Here is a 20,358-nt window from a genome sequence, read left to right on the forward strand (position 1 = left end):
ATACAAGTACTAGCAAAAATTAGTTATAACAATTAATGATTTCTGTTAGTACTTATATTTATCAGCTAATGATAGAAGTTAAACAAATACTAGAGTAATACTTGTCAAATTGATAATAACTCCTCAGCTGTGGGTACCATCAAAATCAAAAATATACTCTTGCACACAAATCACTCCTATGTTAGTTAGTAAAAAAATAAGCTTAATACTATTTTTTATAATATAAATATAACATTATTCTTATTGACTAAATATGAAAATATTTTTTAACTAAGAAGATGCAAATTTTATTTGATATACAAAAAGCTAGATCAAAATTTAAGTTTTGTTTTCTTTCTTTGTACTTTTCACATGTTAAAATAAAATAGTATAGCAAGTTATGTATAAATAGAAATGGTGGGATTAGAGTGAACCTTAATTCTTTAAAATACTTTGTTGATGTCATCAAACTTGGAAATTTTACAGCTGCAGGTAAGGAAAACTTAGTAGCACAGGCAAGTATTTCACAGCAAATACAACAGTTAGAGAATCACTTTGATTGTTTGCTAATTGATCGTTCTAAAAATCCCGTGGTCCCTACAGAGAAAGGAAGGGTGCTATTTGAGGAATCAGAGAAAGTATTGAAACAATTTACATTGCTAGAAAAAGCGATGCAAGAAAATGTTTCAAAAAAAATAAGAATTCAATATTCATCAATTATGGATATTCAGATATTGGCTGAAATATTGGATGAGATAACCCCGATAGATGATTTTAATATTGAAATTGAAAAAGTAAGTTTAAGTAATATTGCAAGGTGTTTGAATCAAAAAAAATATGATTTTGCAGTGACTTTTGATTCCGAATTTTATGAAGAAATTGATATTGAGACACTAGTTCTTTATCAAGGAGAGTATTTAGCTGGTGTTGGAACACATCATCCATTATATAAAAGTAAATCACTAACTATGAAACAAGTCTATGAATCAGAGTTGATAATGTTAAGTCCAGAAAAAATTGGTAAATCATATCAATTAATGCTCAATAGGTCACTAAATAAACAATTAGAACCCCAAATCTCAAGTTTTGCTGATGATGTAGAGAGTGAGTTACTACTAATTCAGCAAAAAAAATTATTAGGTTTTTTCCCTGAACATTACCCACTAAATCTCAATAATAATTTGATAAATCTCATACCAATTATCGATAATCCTCATAAATATAAGATAGTTTTAGCATATAAAGAAAAAAATTTGGATAAAAGAAGTCGCATTTTTTTAAATACAGTAAAGAAATTCAAACAAGATAGGAAAAACCAATGATAGCATTTAATTTTCATATTAGACTTTGTGATTATTTTCACCTATTATTAAGATAATATCAAAGGAGGATTTAAATATGGCGAAAATTATACTTACAGGTGTTGATGGTAATCTTGGTTCGGTTGCTGCTGCAGAATTAATGAAACTTACTGAAAAAGAGAATTTGCTTTTTTGTGGATATAATACTGACGTATTGGCATCTTATGCAAGAGAGGGAGTTGAGACTCAACAAACTGATTTTAACAATCTAGAAGGATTAGCAGATAAATTCATTGGCGCTGATGTACTCGCTTTAATATCTATGCCATTTGTTGGCGAAAAAAGGCAAAGGGCTCACAAAAATGTAGTTGATGCAGCAAAAGAAGCTGGGGTAAAGAAAATTATCTATACTTCCTTGGTTAATGCTGCTGATGTAACAAATCCAAGCATTGAAAAGATTGATCATGCCTTCACTGAGAATTATATCAAAAAGAGTAACTTAGATTATATCTTTTTACGTAATTCACAATATGCAGAAGCGATGATTACGAATTACTTTACCTTTGTAAACCAAGGATCGAATTTACAGAATAATCAAGGTGAAGGTAAAATGGCTTATATTTCAAGAAAAGATTGTGCTAAAGCAGTTGCTTATGCCTTATTAGCTGATAATCTGCATCATAAAATTCTGAATATTAATGGCAAACAATTGCTGACTATTTCTGAGTTCATTGAAATTGGTAATGAAAAAACCGGAAATCATGTTAAATATCAATTTGTTTCTGATGAAGAAAACTACGCTATTTTTGATTCGATGGGTGTTCCCCGCACAACAGAAGGACAATTCAAAAAGGATTCTGAAGCTCCGTTTTCTTCAGATGGCATGGTAACATTCGGGCAAGCAATTCGAGAAAATAAAATGTCTAATTTTACTAAAGATTTTGAATATCTAACTGGTGATGAACCAATAAGTGTCCAATTTATGTTTGAACATTCAGAAAAATTTCAAATAGGGCAACGTCATTCGCTGGATAAGTAAATATCTACTATACCTATCAATGAAGGGAAGTATGTGACTTATGTATAAAACAGATGTGGTTGTTGTAGGAGCTGGCGCTGCAGGAATTGGAGCTGCACTCACTCTGGTAGATGCAGGCCAAAAAGTTATCTTATTAGAAAAAGGTAACAAATTTGGTGGTGCTGGAATGTTTGGGGCACAAGGATTATTTGCAGTTGAAAGTAGGTTACAAAAAGAAGCAGGTGTTAGTTATTCAGTAAAAGACGCATATCATGACTTGGTAGATTATGCTCATTACCGTGTTGATTTAAAAACTGTAAAAAAAATTGTGGAATATTCTGCAAGCACTATTGATTGGTTGCAAAAGCATGGATTGAAAACAGAGTTGGTAAATAATACACAGGAAGTGCATCAAAAAAATCTGCAGACTTATCATCAATATATTGATAAATTTACAGGCTTTTCACATTTAATTGAGCATTTAGAAAAAGAGCATGGCATCTTACTAACTGAGACTTCAGGAGAAAAAATTTTGCTGGATACTGATGGACAGGTTAGTGGTGTGCAAGTTCTCCATCAAGGAAAAACAGAAGAAATTTTGTGTAAAGCAGTTATTATTGCTGATGGCGGTTTTATTGGTGATCAACAACTAGTAAAAGAGTATTTAGAGATTAATTACGAAAATCTGTATAGCATGGGAGAACGTAAGGCAACTGGTGATGGACTAAAAATGTTAGAGAACATTGGCGCGGACACTAAGCAACCTCATCTGTTTGAAAATCATGCTGCTTCAGTTATATCTAAAGATAATTTAAAGTGGCATAATAACTCAATTTTTTCACTGACAAATATTCCATTATTATGGATTAATTCAAGAGGTCAAAGATTTGTTAATGAAGATATTTGTTATGATTTTGCATTATGGGGTAATGTCACTTATAAGGCGGGCGGTTTCTATTATTATTTATTGGATGAGAAACTTGTATCGTTTCTTACCAAGAATAGCTTGGATTGGACAGATTCTTTTGAGAGAACCTTTAAAACCTTAGCACATGAGCCAATGACTTATAAAATTGGTCCCTTTAATAACTTGAAAGCTGATCTCAATGAAGCAATTGAACAAAAAACGGGTTGGATTGGTAATTCAATTGCAGATTTGGCAGAGAAAATTAATGTTTCTAGTACAGTGCTAGAAAATACAATTAAATCTTATAATAATTTAGTAAAAGCAGGTAAAGATTCAGAGTTTTATAAAGCTGATCAGTTTATGAAGTTTTCTTTAAAAAAAGAACCTTTTTATGCAATTAAGGCTTGTTCGACCACTTTGGGAACACTAGGCGGAGTACAGGTAGATGATAATTTTAATGTATTGGATAAAAATGGTGAGGTTATGCAGAGTGTTTTTGCTGTTGGAAATACTGCAGCCACAAATATGTTTGCAGACTCCTATCCCACAATTGAAGGTTTAAGTTGTGCTTTTGCATGGAATTCTGGGAGGATCGCTGGTGAAACAGCAGTTAATCTTGTTCATAAAAATTAATCTTTGAACTATAAGGTGTTTTATTTAATAAAATTTATTACGCCGTGTAACGTAACATCGTTTATGAAGGCTACTATATCAGATTTTTCATAGGTATTATAGTTACCAATCCAAAACTTAATTACTCCTAGAACAGCTGAGATAGTATAGTTTGTTAATATATCAGTTTGTTTTGTTAATTTCTTGTTATTTGTTAGCTGTTTAAATGTCATAATGTTTTGTTCAATTAAAAACTCTCTTAATTTTTCTTGAAAAGAAATATTTCCAGTTTTATTTAAAAGTGCATTTACCATATGAATGTTTTCCTCAATAGTTGTTAGAATTTGTTCAATAAAGCTTATCAACATGTTTTTGAAGTTTCTTCAAAAAAGGTGTCAGCATTACTTTGAATAATGCCAAAATTGCTTTAGCCGGAATACGTGAACACATTGGTAAAATAAAAATACTTGCGATCAATAATGGGTTGCACATTGCAGTTCAGCAACATCCAAATGTACTTCAAAAAATTATACTAAATATGGCAATCAAATATTTGGAGAAAAAGCAGCATAGAGTATAAAAAAATCGTTCTAACTGTTCAAGGTAATAATAAATATGCAAAAAAAAAAGCGTTTCGATAAAAAGAAACGCTTTTTTGTATTAAAACGGGGCACTTCAAAGTTAAATTTTGATTCAGTTCCTCTATTTATTCCGTATAAACGTGTTTCATAAGTCAAAATTCTCCGTCTAACTTCGAATTACTCATAGCAAAGTACTTGCTATGTTCGTAATTTCAAGTTAGTACTCAAATTTTCCCGACTTTGTACTGCCTTAAAAAAGTTGGACATGTTTGTTTTAATTATTAGTTAGATACTGTTTACGATATTCGACTGGAGTTAATCCGTGACGCTTAAGTGAAATTCGCTGGTTATTATACCAAGCAACATAATGTTCCACTAATGTACTTAGTTCACTGAGCGAAGTAACCTTAATGCGCCTTAAACATTCACGTTTAAGCATACTGAAAAAGCTCTCAACTGGGGCATTGTCTAAACAATTTCCCTTACGAGACATGCTTTGAATGAAATGATGATGTCTTAGTTTAGCTTGATAATTGGTCATTTGATATTGCCACCCTTGATCAGAGTGTAGAATTGGTTTAGTGGTTGCGGGAATTTTTTTAATGACTGTTTCAAGGGTTTGATCGATCAAAACACGATTGGGTGTTGAACTAACTTTAGCGGCTAAAACTTCATTACTAGCCTCATCAATAACTGTCGAAATATAACCCCATTTTCCACACGTAAGTTTAAAGGGGCTGTGCCATAAGTCCTTCAAAATAGAAGAGATTAGTGAAAATCGTTCTTTGATTTTCACTAATCTCTTCTTTTTGTTTATAAAACAGTTATAATTGGTGCCTTTCGCCACCAATTTTCTAATATTCATTGCCATCAAGGCAATTCCAGCTTCCCTTTTTACCTTCTCAAGACCTCTAACCGAAAATTTTTTAAAACCCAAACAAGCCTTCAATCCACCAAAAACTGATTCAACATCTATTTTACGTTGTCCGTAAATTGAACCAGTTTGGTGATTTGAAAGCAACTTGCGTTCCTTAGCTTTGAAATACTCCCATGCGCTATTAATACTTATTTTACGAGGATTTCCGTTTTTAGTGAATGCTCGGTGATCAATTTTAAAATCGTTATCGTATTTGTTTGCCTGATACTCTTTAAATTCACGTACAAATCCGTACTTATCTTTGCGCTTACGGTAAGCATAAAAACTAAATCTAACTCCCTGCAGATCAATAAAATAATCGTCTTTAGGATGATACGCCCAATTCATGACCTTACGGTCATCACTTTTCCATTTGCGACTATTTTCTTTTAACATTGTCCCATATGGAATTAACGCTGTATGTTCAGGTAATTCATCTTCGAGATATCGATAATTTGATTCTGAACCGTATCCTGCATCAGCCACAATATACTTACCTAAAGTTCCAGCTGCTTTTTGTTGCTGTAAAAAAGGAATTAATGTTTTGGTATCTCCTGGATTTTGAAAAATGCCGAAGGCAGTTACAAATTGTTTACTTGTGGCGATTTGTAGATTATAAGCCGGTTTTAGCTGTCCGTTGAGCATTGGATCTTCCTTAACACGCATGAAAGTTGCATCATGATCTGTTTTTGAATAACTATTTCTTTTACCATAAATTCTGGTTTGTATTTTATGAGCTAATAATTTAGTTTGCCGTAACTTAAGTTTTCGTTTTAAAGATTTTAGTTTTCGACGCCTTGACTTGTCTGGGTTTGGAGAGATATGTTCTTTTTCAATCTTTTTATTCAAATCTTTCAAGTCATTTTCTAACCGCAAGGTAATTTCATCAAGCATTTCTAAAGTAAGATCTGTCTCTGCTGGGAGCTGACACTTAAACTTAGCGTCATTTAATTCTTCCAGAAGGGTTATAATCGCAGAGCGATTAAGCTTGTCAAAACGAATCGTATTCTTACGCCAAACAAAACTATATTTATTGGCATCAGCTAAAATTTTAGTCCCGTCAATAAAAGTAACTTCATCAATAAAATTGTTTTGTTTCAGATATTTGGTTAGTTTTAGAATACATTGATTAATCAAGCTCTCAACTTCATCTGAAATTCTAAAACGACAAATTGTTCGGTAGGCTGGAACCTGTTCTTGTGTCAGCCAACGGGCTGCCAAATTCTCTTCTGCCAACGTATTAATACGGCGACTACTAAAGATACCTTTTGTGTACGCAAACAAAATTAATTTTAAAAGTACACGCAGATCATACTTACGCGGTCGTCCAAAGATGTAAGGATCATTAATTTTAAGGTCTTCAACTATTTGATTAATCATCCGTGCAGGATGATTTTCTTTTGGCTCCCAGTCAGTTTTAATACTAAGTACAGTCTGATTTATGTTATAATTATTGTACATTTTGATTATCCTTTCTATAGGGGTATTGTTTTTGAAAGTACTGGCTCCAACCAGTGCTTTTTTATTTTTAATTATACCAAAAGAGCTTCACCAGAAAAATCATTACTTTCTCTGGTGAAGCTCTTTCACTTAGGGACTTATGGCACAGCCCCTATGCAAAACAGTATATGGTTTATGGGCCTTGAATTGTTGCTTGAGCAAGTTAGGTACCACCTGTCCAACATGACCATGATATGAGTTGTACCGACCAGAATGTTTTGAAAAAAGAGTAACTTTCAGACCCATAGAAAACATAATTTTACGAACAGTTTCTAGACAAAGTTTAACATGATGCTGTTTTAAAACAAATCTCATGCGACGATAACCATAAGTTTGATGAGAGCGGGCAAATTCTTGCCGAATAATTTGTTTAACCTGACGATATTTATCAGGCCGGTTTAGACAAGCTAAATGATAGTAATACGTCGAACGCGCAAGTCCCGCAACTTTTAAGAGCGTAATAAAGGGATAATCACGCCGTAATTCGTTAATTGTTTTAACTTTTAGTGCTATTTTTTGTTTCGAATTACGGCATCCAATTTTTTTAGATAAACATTCTCAATTTTAGTATAGGAAAGTTCCTGTTCTAAATGTCTGATTTGTTTTTGTTGTCTCTCTATTAACTGTTGTTCGGTCTTTTTCTTGGATGTTTCTTTCTTTTTCTTAACCATCTTGGGTCGTCCTATCTTAGATGAAATTACGGCTTTAATTCCAAATTGCCGCATTAATTTAAGCCAATTATAAACGACTGTGTGGCTGATATCAAAGTGGATGGCTGTTTTTTGAATACTGGTAGAATGGTTCAAGTAATAGGTAATAACCGCTACCTTGAAATCATTAGAATAGTGTCGGCGTTTAAGCTGTTTAAGTCCGGTAGGACCAAAAGCTTTATAACGCGACACCCAAATTACTAATGGAGTATCACTCGGCATCTTATATTTCAGACACAGTGTGTGGAGTGAATTTTCACCATTTAAATATTCTTTAACTACTTTCAACTTAAAGCTGTAGGTATAATTACGTGTCAAAAAAGCACCTCCAAAACTTGATTTACATGTCCAAGTTTTGTAAGGCACTTCACTTATGGCACACTCCCGTGAATCTTAGAACTATTCTTCATGACCAAAGCGTTTAAGATATTCGCGAAATGATTCGTTATCGTTTATACTCCCATGTAATTTTTTTTCATACCAATTAATTTTATCTGTAAGAATTTCTAGATGTTTTTGTGTTTGTACTATCGAAGATTCTAGCTTAATTTGAGTTGATTTTAAAAGCGCAAGTCGTTTCTTTATTGTTGTGTCACCCTCTGCACGCCATGTAACATATTGTTTTAAGTCATCAATAGACATACCAGTGCCTTTTAGATGCTGAATGAACTTAAGCCATTCAATATCTTCTTTGAGAAAGTATCTTTGGCCATTTAAATTTCTAGGTATCTGTAATATACCTTCTTTTTCATAGTACCTAATTGTTGAATCAGGAATATGAAGTAGTTTTGCAGTTGTACCGATAGAATATTTAAATATTTGCTCTTTCATAAATATTTGATTCCTTCCACTTGACTTAAAGCTAACTTTAAGTAATAGAATAACACAAAAGTGTTCTTAAAGTATTAACTGAAGAAAGGAAGATATAGATGAATGAGAATAAAAATATAAAAAAAGGAATTGTTTTCCCTCTTGGCTTAAAAAACGATGCTTATGCAAAATATTTTATGGGACAGAGTTATTTAAATGAGCTAGTCAATGATTCAGATTTGAATGTAAGTGTTGGAGTGGTAACATTTGAGCCTCAATGCCGTAATAATTGGCACATCCATCATAATGGATATCAAATTTTATTAGTCACAGGCGGTGAAGGCTGGTATCAAGAAGAGGGGGAAATAGCTAAAAAATTAGTAGCAGGTGATGTAGTTGTTACACACGATGATATCAAGCATTGGCACGGGGCTACTAAGAATAGCTGGTTTTCGCATATTGCCATCACAGCAGGAAGGCCCGAATGGCTCGAAGCAGTTTCTGATAAAGAATATAATAAGTTGGAGGAGTAATTTTTTATGAAGAAAAAACAAACAGCTGGACATGATATTTTAGGAAGCTTTGCTCCAAAATTTGCAGAGTTAAATGATGATGTTTTATTTGATCAGATTTGGTCACGTGAAGAGCAGCTAGCGCTACATCAAAGAAGTTTAATTACTATTGCTGCATTGATTTCAACGGGGAATTTTGAACAACTTGATGCCCATCTTAAAATCGGAAAAGAAAATGGAATAACCAAAGCTGAAATTTCAGAAGTAATTACTCACTTAGCTTTTTATGTAGGCTGGCCGAAAGCGTGGTCGGCGTTTAATAGAGCTAAGTCTATATTTTAATTATTAATCTGAATCGGTTTTGAACACCTAGTTTTAAATTTAAAAAGACAAAATAATTATCTTGCATTGAAGTGGACTTTAAGGCTTAAAATATATTCAACAAAGGAAAAAAGAGGTTACTAATTATAGTCGATTTGTAAAGTAGGAAAGTGGGTTAATCAGTGATAGGGAGGATAATGAATGAATGTTAAAGAAACGAGTGAAATAACGGGTGTTTCAACTGCGGCAATTAGATATTATGAAAAAGAAAAATTGCTGCCAGAAATTGATAGAGATATTAATGGGAATCGCGAAATTGATGAGTGAATCATTAAACGAATTACATTTATTCTTAAGATGAGAGCAGCTGGAATGAGTGTAGATAATCTTAGAAAGTATATGCAGTTAGTTGATGCTCCAGGAGATAATGCACAGAAACAGATTGCTTTATTGAAAGAGCAATTAATACAGATGGAAGAAAAAAGAAATAATATTCAGGCTGCCGTTGAACTTTTACATTATAAATTAGACCATTATTATGATCACGTTAATTTAGCGGAAAAAGAATTAAAGCGGTTGGATCAGCAACATGATATAAGCAAGAAAATAAGAAATAACTAGTTAAGTTAATAGGAGGAATTTTAATGAAAGCAACAGTATTTATTAGACCTGGGGAGGTCAGCATAAAGGATGTACCTAAACCAAAGATTCAAAAATCATCAGATGCGATTATCCATGTAGTCAGAGCGAGCGTATGTGGTTCGGATTTATGGTGGTTTCGTGGAATTAGCAAAAGAGAAAGTAATACGTTTGTTGGTCACGAAGCAATTGGAATTGTCACTGAAACTGGTTCTGATGTTCAAAACGTTAAAATAGGAGATTTTGTGATTGCTCCATTCACTCACGGATGCGGGTATTGTGTCGCTTGTATGGCTGGTTTTGATGGTAATTGTCTAAATCAGGGAGAAAAAGATGGTTCAGGCTATCAAGCGGAGTATCTTCGCTTTCAAAACGCTGACTGGGCATTAATTAAGATTCCTGGAAAACCCGCTGATTACAGTGAGGAACAATTAAATTCGTTCGTGACTCTTTCGGATGTTATGGCAACCGGTTATCATGCAGCTGTAACTGCAGAAGTTGCTAAAGATGATACTGTTGTCGTAATTGGTGATGGTGCTGTTGGTTTGTGTGGAATAATTTCTGCCAAATTACGTGGAGCGAAAAGAATTATTGCCATGAGTAGACATGAGGATCGACAAAAACTAGCAATTGAATTTGGTGCAACGGATATAATCGCAAAACGCGGTGCAGAAGCTGTCGCAGAAGTGCTTGATTTAACAAATGGTGGGGCAGATGCCATTCTTGAATGTGTGGGGACCGAACTATCAACTGAAACTGCCGTAAAAGTAGGACACCCTGGAGCAATTGTTGGACGTGTTGGTGTTCCCCAAAACTCTCAAATGAATACCGACAGTCTCTTTTGGAGAAATATTGGTCTGCGAGGTGGAATAGCATCAGTAACCACATATGATAAGAAGTTATTATTACAAGCTGTTTTAAATGGAGAAATTAATCCCGGTAAGGTATTCACAAAAAAATTTGAGCTTGATGATGTGAAAAGTGCATATGAAGCAATGGATCAGCGTAAGGCAATTAAGTCTCTACTAATAATTGATAAATAATATTCTTTTAAATAGTTGCAATTGCAACTATTTTTTTGTTATTATTTTCCTATCCATTAATGAAACGAGATGTGTCTTTTATGAACGAAGATATTTTACGTAATATTGGGACAATTGCGAGAGCTCTTGATTCTATTAGCAATATCGAATTTAAAAAAATTCAACTTGAAAAAGGACAATATCTTTATTTAAGTAGAATTTTTGAAAATCCTGGAATTACCCAAAGAGAAATCTCAGAATTATTATGTGTTGATAAAACGACTACAAATCGTGCTATTACCCGTTTAATCGAAAAAAAATTGGTAATAAAGAAGGATGATCCTAGTAATCAAAAAAATAAACTCTTGTTTGCTACTTTGACTGGGGAAAAATTATATACAACTCTTAGAAAAGAGAGTGACTATTCAACCAAAATAGCTTTAACAGGACTTAGTGTTACAGAGGCGGAAGAATTAAATTATTTACTTCTAAAAATGACAAAAAATGTTGTTAACAATTGGAATGAAGTAAAAAAAGGATATAAGAGAGTATATTAAGGAGGTCATTTTAATGGTAACTAATTTAATAACAGTAACCAACAATGACATTGATACATTAAGACAAATTAGTATTGAAACTTTTTCAGACACTTTCGGAGCTGAGAATTCAAAAGAAGACTTAGAAAAATATTTAGAGTCTGCTTATGATTCACAGAAGCTAGAAAAAGAAGTTGAGAACCATGAAAGTAATTTTCAGTTCATTTACTATCAAAATCAGCTAGCGGGTTATCTCAAATTAAATATTGGTAGTGCACAATCGGAATTACAAAGCGATGACGCGTTAGAGGTCGAGCGAATTTATATTAAAAAAGAATTCAAGCGCTTAGGATTAGGAAAACAATTAATCTCATATGCCATTGATGAAGCTAAAAAAGCGCATAAGAAATACATCTGGTTAGGCGTTTGGGAACACAATGAGGGTGCGATTGTATTCTATCAGAAACAAGGTTTTGTTGAGTTTAGTGAACATATTTTTGATTTAGGCGGCGATGAACAACGTGATATTTTAATGAAAAAATCACTAATATAATAATTAAATCTGATGAAGAATAGAGGGGCTAGATCAAAAGCTGATTTTTGATTTAGTCTTTTTATTCTTTTATTATGTAAACGTATTTTATAAGGTAAAACTTTTCGTCTAACCTCAAATTATTCGTTTCAAAGTACTTAAATTTTATCATTTTGAGTTATACCTCAATAAAAATACTATTTAGAATTCTTCCCATTTCAGCCGGTGTTTCTTTCATTCCTTCACTTAGCCACTGAATCTGAATGGAAATTACTGCACCAGCTATAAATGAAGCAAAATACTGATTTCGTTGCCTCTTAGTTGAAGGGTTGATGATTTTTTGTTCTAGCAAAAAGAGTTACACGGTTCGAAAGGTCTTGATTAAAGTATTTGTTAAACCAGCATTAATGAGTAACGTGGTTTCAGTTGATTGTCGCTGCATTAATTGGAAGTATGCAGTCATAAATTGTGCAAAATCCATATGTGCAGCATGTGGCAAAATCCGCAAGTAGGATTTAATAGCCATTTCCTGATGGCGCGCTATGATTTCTTGCATAGACTTATAGTTTCGATAATAATAAGTACGCGAGACTCCTGCATTACGACACAAAGTTGAAACTGTAATGTCGCTGAGAGGGTAATCAGCTAGAAGAGATAAGAGTGCTTTGTGTATTCGATTGAGTTTTAGTTTTTTTGTTTCCTGAGGTGACATAGTTTACAAGTTTCCGCCTTTCTGTAACCTAATTATTTACTTCTAATATATCATTAATTACACTTACTGCATAACTTTAGTAAGGGGTAATTATTTTGAAGAAAAAACAAATTATTATTTTAGTAACGATGGCTTTAGGGATTTTCCTTTGCATGCTTGACACAACAGTAATGAATATTGCATTACCAGCAATTCAGACCGGACTTCACACAGATCTTAGGACACTTCAGTGGGCACTAAATGTCTATACAATCACTTTTGCAGCACTTACTATCCCATTAGGTAGAATTGCCGATCAGATAGGTCGTCATAAAGTCTATGTTGTAGGCCTAATTTTATTTTTTATTGGATCATTGTTATCTGCCACGAGTTCAACGGTCGCCTTGCTAATTGCTGGGCGCGAGGTTCAAAGTATTGGTGCTGCTATTGTTTTTCCAGCCAGTATGACAATTGGTATTAATACAGTTGAGTTGGATAAAAGAAATCAGGCAGTTGTGGTTTTAGGAATTACGCAGGGACTCGCTGCAGCTTTTGGGCCAACAATAGGAGGTCTGATTACCCAGTTATGGGGATGGAGAGGTATTTTTTACGTTAATATTCCCTTGGTATTATCAGCGATTGTTATGTGTGTGTATCTGCTGCCAATGCGCAAGGAAAAAGTTGTGCGAGCTAAAATCGATGTTATAGGAATGTTGTTGGCAATCGCTACATTGTTTTCGTTGACGCTTGCACTTGTCCAAGGAAGTGACTGGGGATGGACAAATAGTAAAATAATCTTTTTGTTTATCAGCTTTGCAGTGTCATTAGGATTATTCATCTGGCGTGAATCTAGTACTTCGGACCCTATGATTCGATTGGACTTATTTAAATACCGTCATTTTACAGGTGCTATAGTTGTAACAGTTCTTTCTGGAATATTTTTTGTTGGAATGATGGTATTGATGCCAAGTTTCTTCACCAAAGTTCAGGGCTATACCGAATTGGAAGCTGCTTTAATGATTACTCCAGCTTCAGTAATGGTTTTCTTGCTATCTCCAATTAGTGGATTACTTTTAAAAAAAGTAGGAAGCCGTTTATTAATTGCAATAGGCCTTTTTTTCCTAGCAGTTGGTTATGTAGTAATTTCGGTCATGAACCCGAATCTTTATTGGCAATTTGCTGTCGCATGTATTTTGATTGGTGCTGGCTATGGTATAATCATCGGCCCAATTACAGTTTTAAGTGCAGGTGATTTTACGGGTGAACTACTTACGGCATCACAAAGTGTAACAGGTGTTTTTAGACAGATTGGGACTGTGCTTGCCGTCGCAATTTTTGTTTCGGCACTCTCAACTAATCTAGGAATTGCAAAAGCTCAAGTATGGTCAACAGCACAAAATGAAATTAAAAAAGTATCCGTTAGTCATGTGAAAAAACAACAAATCTTGCAGACAACGCATAAAAATCTGTATGGTGAAAAAACCACAGCTGCGGTAAATCATCCTGCTGTTAGTTCCCGTGCAGAATCCAAAATAATTGAATCTGAAACAAAACATTATCTAGTAAATCACAATGGAACTCAGTGGCCAGATGCTATTAAGAAAAAGATCCGAAAAGAAATTACTGCAATTGTAAAAATAAAGGTTAAAAATGTTAACCGACAAGTTGCTAATTATCATGAAAACATCACAAAAATTGTTAAACAGAAGATGACACAGGCATTTATCAAACCATACCAAGTGGCAATGCCATTTGCATGGCTAATGCTAGTCACAGTTTTTATATTTGAAAAAACTAAGCGAAAGTCTAAGAATATTTAGGCAGCAATACTGAAATTAAATATTGTGATATACTTCGTTAAAAAAGCTTTGGTTGTATAAAGTAAAAGGAGCATAAAATGAGTAATATTCTACTTTCTTCACGGGCATTTATAAATAAAAAAATTACACGAAGTTTTATTAATTTACTAGGAAATGTAGATTTTGAGGCTGATCAGATAGTAATTATTGTTAACTCAGTCAAGGAAGGAAAGAATCATCCTAAAATGATTGAATTACAGAAAACTGTCCAAGCATTAGGGTTCAAAAATGTTATTTTATTTGATGTTTTAGCAGATAATCCCATTATTCTAGAAAATGCTAAGGCAGTTATTTTAAATGGTGGCTATGAATTTTTATTATTGGATAATTTAAAAAAAGCTGGCATCATTGATTTCTTGCAAAGTTTGGTTATAAAAGGAAAACCAATCTATGGAATAAGTGCTGGTGCAATTGTTTTGGGACCAGATCTTGATTTATATGATGAGCTTTACCCAGAAGATAATATTAATAATGATATAGATATGACTTCCATTAATGCAACTAGTTTTAGAATTTATCCGCATTATGATGTGCATTTGAAGTTAGACAGTCATTTACAAGAAGCTATAAAAAATTTTGAAAAAAAGACTGGAAAGTTAATTACTAGATTAACCAATGAACAGGGAATTTTAATCAAAAATGATGAAGGCGTCTTAATAGGTCCAGATAAATAATGTAACAACTTAACGCTCATATATTAAAAAGTTGTTATAAATAGAAATCGGAGGTTGATGATACATTATATATTATCAAATGATAAGTTCTTTTAGTTATGTTATAAGATAAAGTTTAAGCTGCCGAACCTTTATATAATTTTTAGTGAGAAATTCAGATGGGGGCTTAATTATTTTGAAGACAAAAATTATATACGGTTCTGCGCCATATTATTTGGCAAGCTTGGGACTACACTTAATAGGAATTACATTATTATTCATGGCAGCAGCAAAGCACCCCAGCTTTTGGGGATTAGGATTATTAGCATATTCATTGGGATTAAGGCATGCTTTCGATGCAGATCATATTGCCGCGATTGATAATACAGTGCGCAAGTTGATTCAACAAGACAAAAAATCTTACGGAGTAGGTTTTTATTTTTCTTTGGGACATTCGACAGTTGTTTTCCTAATGGCAATCTTGGTAAGTATCTCAGTTAAATGGGCTAAATTAAAATTACCCTTTTTAGAAATTGTAGGTGGAAGAATTGGTTCACTCGTTTCAGGCAGTTTCTTAATTGCAATAGCAGCCTTTAACTTTTTAGTACTTATCAGTCTCTATCGTTCATTGAAATCTATGAAGGACGGCTCAGTTGACGAAGATATTTTGAATAACATTCTGATGTCACGTGGCTTTTTGGCTAGAATTCTTAAACCATTTTTTAAATGCATAAATCGTTCATGGCAAATGTACCCAGTTGGATTTTTATTTGGACTAGGATTTGATACAGCAACCGAAATTGCATTGATTGCTCTTTCTGCAAGTACGGCTCAGTCAGGAATACCTACACTTGGCATCATTGCATTACCAGTTTTATTTGCGGCCGGAATGAATTTAATGGATACAACAGATTCTGTAATGATGTCAGGAGCCTATACATGGGCCTTTGACACACCAGTCAGAAAAGCATACTATAATTTAACTGTAACCACAATCTCTGTAATCGCAGCATTTCTAATTGGAGCAATTGAGTTGATCCAAGTCGCTACAAGTATGGCACATGCTCAAGGTGGAATTTGGACATGGATACAAAATATAGATTTTGGCTGGTTAGGATATGGACTAGTTCTTATGTTCTTAGCGATGTGGTTAATTGCTTATGGCATCTGGAGGCTTTTCATCAAGAAAAGAGAGACAACACTTTAAGTGAACCTATTAAGTAATCAGAAATGGTTGCTTTTTTTTCGTTCATTTTAATTACTGTATAAAATCAAAGATATAGTGAAAAGCTAAATTAATATTGAAAACACGTATCTATCTAGCAATAAAATTTATTATATAAGGCCTTGTTATTTCTCACACATCTATTTTCAAAAATCTTTGATAACAAGTTTAGTGGCCTTCTTCTAGGTGAAGCAACTATCTAGTGGGAAAAGTAAAAATGAATTAGTACCTTTTACTTCTATATTCAACGGTAAAACAGATAGCGATAATTTTAAAATATTAGATATGTGAAACATTAAGTCTTGTATATTTGAATAAAGTTTTTAAATTGAATAGATTATTCTTCTTTCTCAAGTTGGTTGATGGACTTACCATATATATCCTTCCATTCTTTTCTTCCATTTACTGACGATCCTGTAACAAACGAGGCAGCTGCCGATGGGCTAGTGAAGAGTATATCTTCTAAAAGAATAAAATTTTCATCATATTTGTGTTTAGCAAGTTCTCTATTTTTTAGTGTTGCTTTGCTAGCTGACTTTTCAACTTGGGTTTTTAACTTACTTCCTTTGAATACTACAAAGCCTTCACTTGTTTGTTTTCCCTTGGCAATAATTTTCTGACCTTTATGTGGTGTAATAGTTAAAGTGAGGATTGGTTCATCATCAACTAGCAGTCGAATGTTAACAGGTGTTACTTTGGTAATTACGGGTTCGAAGATGTTGTATCCTAATGCACCAATTACCAATTTTGTATAACTTATAAATTCTTCTAGCTCGGATTCTTTTTCTTCCGTTACATTACCAAGATTTGGTTCGTTTGAGTTTTTTACGATATATCTCTTGCCTTCAATTGCCATTTTTGTATACTTATTTTCAAGATAACTAATTTCAGTTGAACCAAAAGTGTTATTTGACGTAGTGAAAGCAACAGCTTCAGTCCAATAATCTTTGTTTGGATTTCTTTTGTGCTCCTGAAGTCTATATAAAATTCCTTCACCATTTTTTCTTACACCCGCCTGACCTATGTACACAATATTTTCTTGTGTTTCATCAGAAGTACTAAATAAGAAATACACGCCGGTTTGCTTTAGTGCTTTAATTTTTTTTGCTTGTTCTAATCCAGTTCTTGGAATTTTATATGCCACACCTGTCCAGTTTGCTAAGGTACATTTAATTCTTCCCTTTGGTGTCCCGTCCATTAAATACAACTGAATTGTTTTACCTCTTGTCATTTGTCGACGACCTTCCCCAACTATACCTGATATTTTCAATATTAATTATATCAGTTTGTGTACATTCATGTGTATTTTTCATTCACAATAAATTTTGTAGTTATTCGATATCAGCAGTAGAAATGAATATAATAAATGCGAAGATTGTAAAATTATTTGAAGTACAGGAAAATTGGTTGAGTACAAAAACTTTTTTTGATTTATTTTATCCAGTGATATAATAAAATAAATGTGTGGACAGTTTACTTGATAAAAAAGATAGAATAATATCTCAAATAAAAAATTGAGCATGACTTTAAATGCTCCTAAGTCAATATTTGGCACATGTTTTTCTAGACACTTGTTCTGATTCTTTCAGTGTTGAACCAATTAATATAATTTGAGATTCTGAGAATTAAGTCCTCAAAGCTTGAGAAGTGCGTTTGAAAAACGAATTCTCGTTTTAATAATGAATGAAAACCTTCTATTTGGCTATTATCGTAAGGATATCCTTGCTTAGAATACGAATGGAAGATTTGATGTCGTCTAAGCAAGTTTTCAACATCACAGCTCGTATATTGTGAACCCATATCTGAATGAAAATATGCTGGCCTTTTATGATGTTCAAGTGCTTGGTTAACTGTATCTACTACTAGTTTGGCATTCATCTGTCGTCCTATCTTATATGCGAGTATCTTATGAACTTTTGGCTCATATACTGAACTAAGATATACCCAAGTTCCAGGTCGTAGCTCAAGATAAGTAATATCAGCTCGCCAAGTACTAGCTTTTGGCTTGTTTTTGATCAGATTGGGACGTTGTAAATAATCAACATGAGTATTAGGCTTTTTAAAACGCCGATGCATGAGAGAGTGAATCTTCATTTCTTGCATTAGCCGAAAAATCCGTTTGACACCAACTATAATTCCCAGTCTATTTAATGCTAGTTTGATTCTTGGATAACCATAAGCGCGATAGTTTTCTTCCCAAATTTTTCGAATGCTTGCTTTTAAATGACGGTCAACACAATCGTGTTGACTAGGTTGATAGTTCAACCAATGGTAATAGGTGCTACGAGCTAATCTTAAAGTTGAGAGTATTAAGGATAGGCGGTGATAGGGTAACTGAATCTTAATGAAAGCAAGAGTTTTAACTCGCCCTAACGCTTTCCCAGTAACACCGCCGCAGCTTTTAAAATCTCCAATTCCTCCTTGAGACGTTGGTTCTCTTTTTGTAATTTTTTAAATTCTTTAGAAGTAACTTCAGTTCCATCATCAAGTTCAACTGATTTTGCATCTTTAATCCAGTTATGAATTGATGCAGGAGACACTGCATATTCTTCTGAGAGAGAACGAACTGATCTCTTTTCCTCGGTGTGCATTTTAATAATGCTTGCTTTAAAATCATCAGTATATCGTTTCATACAAAAACTCCTATCCTAGTTATTTTATTATGGCACAACTGTCTAAAGATTTGTGTACCAAATACTAGGATAAGAGCAAAACAACGTTTATTTAAATTATAAACAATTTGTTTAACTGGAGAAGTTGTGTTAATGGGTTAGTAATAAATTAAATAAGATTAAAAACAACCATAACCAAATACTGGAGGAGAATAATCAGCATGAGGGAAAAAAAATACAGTGCAGGATTAGTTTCACAAAGATTCTGGTTTTATGAAACTAAGCAATACATTGAGATGCTTAATGACAATAAAATTGATAAAGAGATTAAACAGCTTAGTGATGAAGTAAATATTTTTGGGGCTGTTAGTACCAGTCGTGCAAAAGAAATCTGCAATGCAGCAAGACGTCGCGCTAATATTTTAGGAAAAGATATGCAAGAATTTTTTCCAAGTTTAAATATTGATAATCAGAAAATTGTCATATTGATTTCAGTGCTTTTGTTGAATGATTTAATGTTAGAGTTCATGATGGAAGTTTACCAGTTTCAACTTCAAAGGGGTGTTTTGCAACTGACACCAACTGATTACAAGGCTTTTTTTTCTGAAAAGCAAAGAACCAATAAGGTGGTAGCTAGTTGGAAACCTTACACTTACAATCGTTTAGCAAGCAGTTATAAAAACTATTTACTTGAATCAGGTTTGATTCGCGAGACTAAGGGTGTTGATACTATAACACCCAAGATTTTAGATTCACGTGTTTTAAAATGGTTGAAATCTATTAATCGCTTGGACATTATAGAAGCAATAACTGGGGGAATATAGTAAATGAAAAAAACTATAGAAGATCGTTTTAGTGTTCTTGACAATACAATTAAATCAGATGATTTTCTAGCAAATCGAGGATTGGGAAATGAAGTTGGTTACTATATTTTTGATTACGATCCCAAAGATGAATTGTTAGTTCGTGAACACATCCATTATTTAGAAAACCAAAACTCATTAATAGTCGATGGCTTCAAACTTCAAGTATTTAATCTTTACGAAATTATGATGGAACTTCTTGAGTCAAAAAACTATCTGAATATTATCTCTCAATGGGAGAAAAAACACGATATTATGTTTGTAGCTACCCGCATTAATCGTCTGTTGAAGATGGAAGAGTTTAATGATAGTGAGATGTACTTTACAGATTACATCAGACACCGTGTGGGAAATAACTCCGTTGTAATTTTAACTGGTATTGGTGAAATTTATCCGTTAGTTCGTGCACATTCAATATTGAACAAAATGCATTTAGTTTACACAAAACGACCTGTTATTATGATGTATCCAGGAGAATATGATCGTTTGAGATTAACCATATTAAACACGAATCGTGATGCTAACTACTATAGGGCATTCAGAATTGATTAGGAGGGTA

General features: G+C 33.3%; 25 protein-coding genes and 1 pseudogene. 16 read left to right on the plus strand and 10 right to left on the minus strand.

Annotated features, from left to right (window positions below):
* Positions 1 to 407: 407 nt before the first annotated feature.
* From G6O70_RS07915 to G6O70_RS07925, 3 genes are all read left to right on the plus strand, one after another.
* A complete protein-coding gene (locus G6O70_RS07915) occupies positions 408 to 1,301 on the plus strand; it encodes a LysR family transcriptional regulator (protein ID WP_057870106.1) in 894 nt (297 codons plus the stop codon).
* A gap of 76 nt (positions 1,302 to 1,377) precedes the next feature.
* Positions 1,378 to 2,319, plus strand: coding sequence for an NmrA family NAD(P)-binding protein (locus tag G6O70_RS07920; RefSeq protein WP_057870105.1), 942 nt, complete (start codon positions 1,378 to 1,380; stop codon positions 2,317 to 2,319).
* Positions 2,320 to 2,359: 40 nt separating this feature from the next.
* On the plus strand, positions 2,360 to 3,838 hold the full coding sequence (locus G6O70_RS07925; RefSeq protein WP_057870104.1) for an FAD-dependent oxidoreductase: 1,479 nt from the start codon (positions 2,360 to 2,362) through the stop codon (positions 3,836 to 3,838).
* A 20-nt stretch (positions 3,839 to 3,858) separates the two neighbouring features.
* Here G6O70_RS07925 and G6O70_RS07930 read toward each other — a convergent pair whose 3' ends face one another.
* Positions 3,859 to 4,185, minus strand: coding sequence for a TetR-like C-terminal domain-containing protein (locus G6O70_RS07930; protein ID WP_057870103.1), 327 nt, complete (start codon positions 4,183 to 4,185; stop codon positions 3,859 to 3,861).
* A 38-nt stretch (positions 4,186 to 4,223) separates the two neighbouring features.
* On the opposite strand from G6O70_RS07930, the gene G6O70_RS07935 reads away from it, so the two are divergent.
* Complete coding sequence (locus G6O70_RS07935) at positions 4,224 to 4,397, plus strand: hypothetical protein (RefSeq protein ID WP_157047972.1); 174 nt, start codon at positions 4,224 to 4,226, stop codon at positions 4,395 to 4,397.
* A 275-nt stretch (positions 4,398 to 4,672) separates the two neighbouring features.
* Here G6O70_RS07935 and G6O70_RS12475 read toward each other — a convergent pair whose 3' ends face one another.
* The 5 genes and pseudogenes from G6O70_RS12475 to G6O70_RS07955 all read right to left on the minus strand — a co-directional run bounded on the left by G6O70_RS12475 (position 4,673) and on the right by G6O70_RS07955 (position 8,355).
* Positions 4,673 to 5,245 carry a transposase gene (locus tag G6O70_RS12475; protein WP_463139864.1) on the minus strand — a complete coding sequence of 191 codons (573 nt, stop codon included), beginning with the start codon at positions 5,243 to 5,245 and terminating at the stop codon, positions 4,673 to 4,675.
* Positions 5,225 to 6,775 (minus strand): annotated as a pseudogene (locus tag G6O70_RS07940) (IS1182 family transposase); the annotation flags it as partial. The pseudogene G6O70_RS07940 and the gene G6O70_RS12475, both read right to left, overlap by 21 nt.
* Positions 6,776 to 6,904: 129 nt before the next feature.
* Positions 6,905 to 7,354, minus strand: a complete 450-nt coding sequence (locus G6O70_RS12360) for an IS3 family transposase (protein WP_219934312.1) — start codon at positions 7,352 to 7,354, stop codon at positions 6,905 to 6,907.
* Positions 7,324 to 7,842 (minus strand): helix-turn-helix domain-containing protein, encoded by a 519-nt coding sequence (locus G6O70_RS07950; protein WP_219934263.1) that lies wholly within the window; start codon positions 7,840 to 7,842, stop codon positions 7,324 to 7,326. Before G6O70_RS07950 ends, G6O70_RS12360 begins: the two co-directional genes overlap by 31 nt.
* 81 nt (positions 7,843 to 7,923) lie before the next feature.
* On the minus strand, positions 7,924 to 8,355 hold the full coding sequence (locus G6O70_RS07955) for a MerR family transcriptional regulator (RefSeq protein ID WP_057870327.1): 432 nt from the start codon (positions 8,353 to 8,355) through the stop codon (positions 7,924 to 7,926).
* Between the two features lie 98 nt (positions 8,356 to 8,453).
* On the opposite strand from G6O70_RS07955, the gene G6O70_RS07960 reads away from it, so the two are divergent.
* From G6O70_RS07960 to G6O70_RS07985, 7 genes are all read left to right on the plus strand, one after another.
* Positions 8,454 to 8,867 carry a cupin domain-containing protein gene (locus tag G6O70_RS07960; RefSeq protein WP_057870326.1) on the plus strand — a complete coding sequence of 138 codons (414 nt, stop codon included), beginning with the start codon at positions 8,454 to 8,456 and terminating at the stop codon, positions 8,865 to 8,867.
* A gap of 6 nt (positions 8,868 to 8,873) precedes the next feature.
* On the plus strand, positions 8,874 to 9,188 hold the full coding sequence (locus G6O70_RS07965) for a carboxymuconolactone decarboxylase family protein (RefSeq protein ID WP_057870325.1): 315 nt from the start codon (positions 8,874 to 8,876) through the stop codon (positions 9,186 to 9,188).
* A 180-nt stretch (positions 9,189 to 9,368) separates the two neighbouring features.
* Positions 9,369 to 9,494, plus strand: coding sequence for a MerR family DNA-binding transcriptional regulator (locus G6O70_RS12365; RefSeq protein WP_309137213.1), 126 nt, complete (start codon positions 9,369 to 9,371; stop codon positions 9,492 to 9,494).
* A gap of 12 nt (positions 9,495 to 9,506) precedes the next feature.
* Positions 9,507 to 9,788 carry a MerR family DNA-binding protein gene (locus G6O70_RS07970; protein WP_309137223.1) on the plus strand — a complete coding sequence of 94 codons (282 nt, stop codon included), beginning with the start codon at positions 9,507 to 9,509 and terminating at the stop codon, positions 9,786 to 9,788.
* Between the two features lie 23 nt (positions 9,789 to 9,811).
* Positions 9,812 to 10,849: a zinc-dependent alcohol dehydrogenase family protein gene (locus G6O70_RS07975; protein ID WP_057870324.1), complete on the plus strand. Its 1,038-nt coding sequence runs from the start codon at positions 9,812 to 9,814 to the stop codon at positions 10,847 to 10,849.
* 80 nt (positions 10,850 to 10,929) lie between these two features.
* Positions 10,930 to 11,385: a MarR family winged helix-turn-helix transcriptional regulator gene (locus tag G6O70_RS07980; protein WP_057870323.1), complete on the plus strand. Its 456-nt coding sequence runs from the start codon at positions 10,930 to 10,932 to the stop codon at positions 11,383 to 11,385.
* A 13-nt stretch (positions 11,386 to 11,398) separates the two neighbouring features.
* Positions 11,399 to 11,917 (plus strand): GNAT family N-acetyltransferase, encoded by a 519-nt coding sequence (locus tag G6O70_RS07985; protein ID WP_057870322.1) that lies wholly within the window; start codon positions 11,399 to 11,401, stop codon positions 11,915 to 11,917.
* A gap of 157 nt (positions 11,918 to 12,074) precedes the next feature.
* On the opposite strand, the gene G6O70_RS12240 is transcribed toward G6O70_RS07985, so the two are convergent.
* Positions 12,075 to 12,248: a TetR-like C-terminal domain-containing protein gene (locus G6O70_RS12240; protein ID WP_233419193.1), complete on the minus strand. Its 174-nt coding sequence runs from the start codon at positions 12,246 to 12,248 to the stop codon at positions 12,075 to 12,077.
* 6 nt (positions 12,249 to 12,254) lie between these two features.
* Positions 12,255 to 12,608, minus strand: a complete 354-nt coding sequence (locus G6O70_RS07990; protein ID WP_233419192.1) for a TetR/AcrR family transcriptional regulator — start codon at positions 12,606 to 12,608, stop codon at positions 12,255 to 12,257.
* A gap of 95 nt (positions 12,609 to 12,703) precedes the next feature.
* Between G6O70_RS07990 and G6O70_RS07995 the strand changes: the two genes are divergently transcribed.
* The 3 genes from G6O70_RS07995 (at position 12,704) to G6O70_RS08005 (ending at position 16,306) form a co-directional block, all read left to right on the plus strand.
* Positions 12,704 to 14,407 carry an MFS transporter gene (locus G6O70_RS07995; protein WP_057870321.1) on the plus strand — a complete coding sequence of 568 codons (1,704 nt, stop codon included), beginning with the start codon at positions 12,704 to 12,706 and terminating at the stop codon, positions 14,405 to 14,407.
* Between the two features lie 77 nt (positions 14,408 to 14,484).
* The gene (locus G6O70_RS08000; protein WP_057870320.1) at positions 14,485 to 15,120 is read left to right on the plus strand and encodes a Type 1 glutamine amidotransferase-like domain-containing protein; all 636 of its coding nucleotides are present in this window, start codon (positions 14,485 to 14,487) and stop codon (positions 15,118 to 15,120) included.
* 175 nt (positions 15,121 to 15,295) lie between these two features.
* The gene (locus G6O70_RS08005) at positions 15,296 to 16,306 is read left to right on the plus strand and encodes a HoxN/HupN/NixA family nickel/cobalt transporter (RefSeq protein ID WP_057870319.1); all 1,011 of its coding nucleotides are present in this window, start codon (positions 15,296 to 15,298) and stop codon (positions 16,304 to 16,306) included.
* Between the two features lie 355 nt (positions 16,307 to 16,661).
* Here the strand turns inward: G6O70_RS08005 and G6O70_RS08010 are convergent, their stop codons facing one another.
* Positions 16,662 to 17,555, minus strand: a complete 894-nt coding sequence (locus G6O70_RS08010) for a GIY-YIG nuclease family protein (protein ID WP_057870318.1) — start codon at positions 17,553 to 17,555, stop codon at positions 16,662 to 16,664.
* 332 nt (positions 17,556 to 17,887) lie between these two features.
* Positions 17,888 to 18,957, minus strand: a protein-coding gene (locus G6O70_RS08015) for an IS3 family transposase (protein WP_219934268.1) whose coding sequence is annotated in 2 segments (ribosomal slippage) — positions 17,888 to 18,729 and positions 18,729 to 18,957 — 1,071 coding nt in all. Because the reading frame shifts where the segments join, the coding sequence is not laid out codon by codon here.
* Between the two features lie 200 nt (positions 18,958 to 19,157).
* Between G6O70_RS08015 and G6O70_RS08020 the strand changes: the two genes are divergently transcribed.
* Complete coding sequence (locus tag G6O70_RS08020; RefSeq protein ID WP_057870365.1) at positions 19,158 to 19,760, plus strand: DUF1819 family protein; 603 nt, start codon at positions 19,158 to 19,160, stop codon at positions 19,758 to 19,760.
* 3 nt (positions 19,761 to 19,763) lie between these two features.
* Positions 19,764 to 20,351 carry a BREX protein BrxB domain-containing protein gene (locus G6O70_RS08025; protein WP_057870364.1) on the plus strand — a complete coding sequence of 196 codons (588 nt, stop codon included), beginning with the start codon at positions 19,764 to 19,766 and terminating at the stop codon, positions 20,349 to 20,351.
* Positions 20,352 to 20,358: the final 7 nt, after the last annotated feature.

Origin of the sequence: Liquorilactobacillus hordei DSM 19519, assembly GCF_019443985.1 — a bacterium.
In the GTDB taxonomy this organism is placed as follows: Bacteria; Bacillota; Bacilli; order Lactobacillales; family Lactobacillaceae; genus Liquorilactobacillus; species Liquorilactobacillus hordei.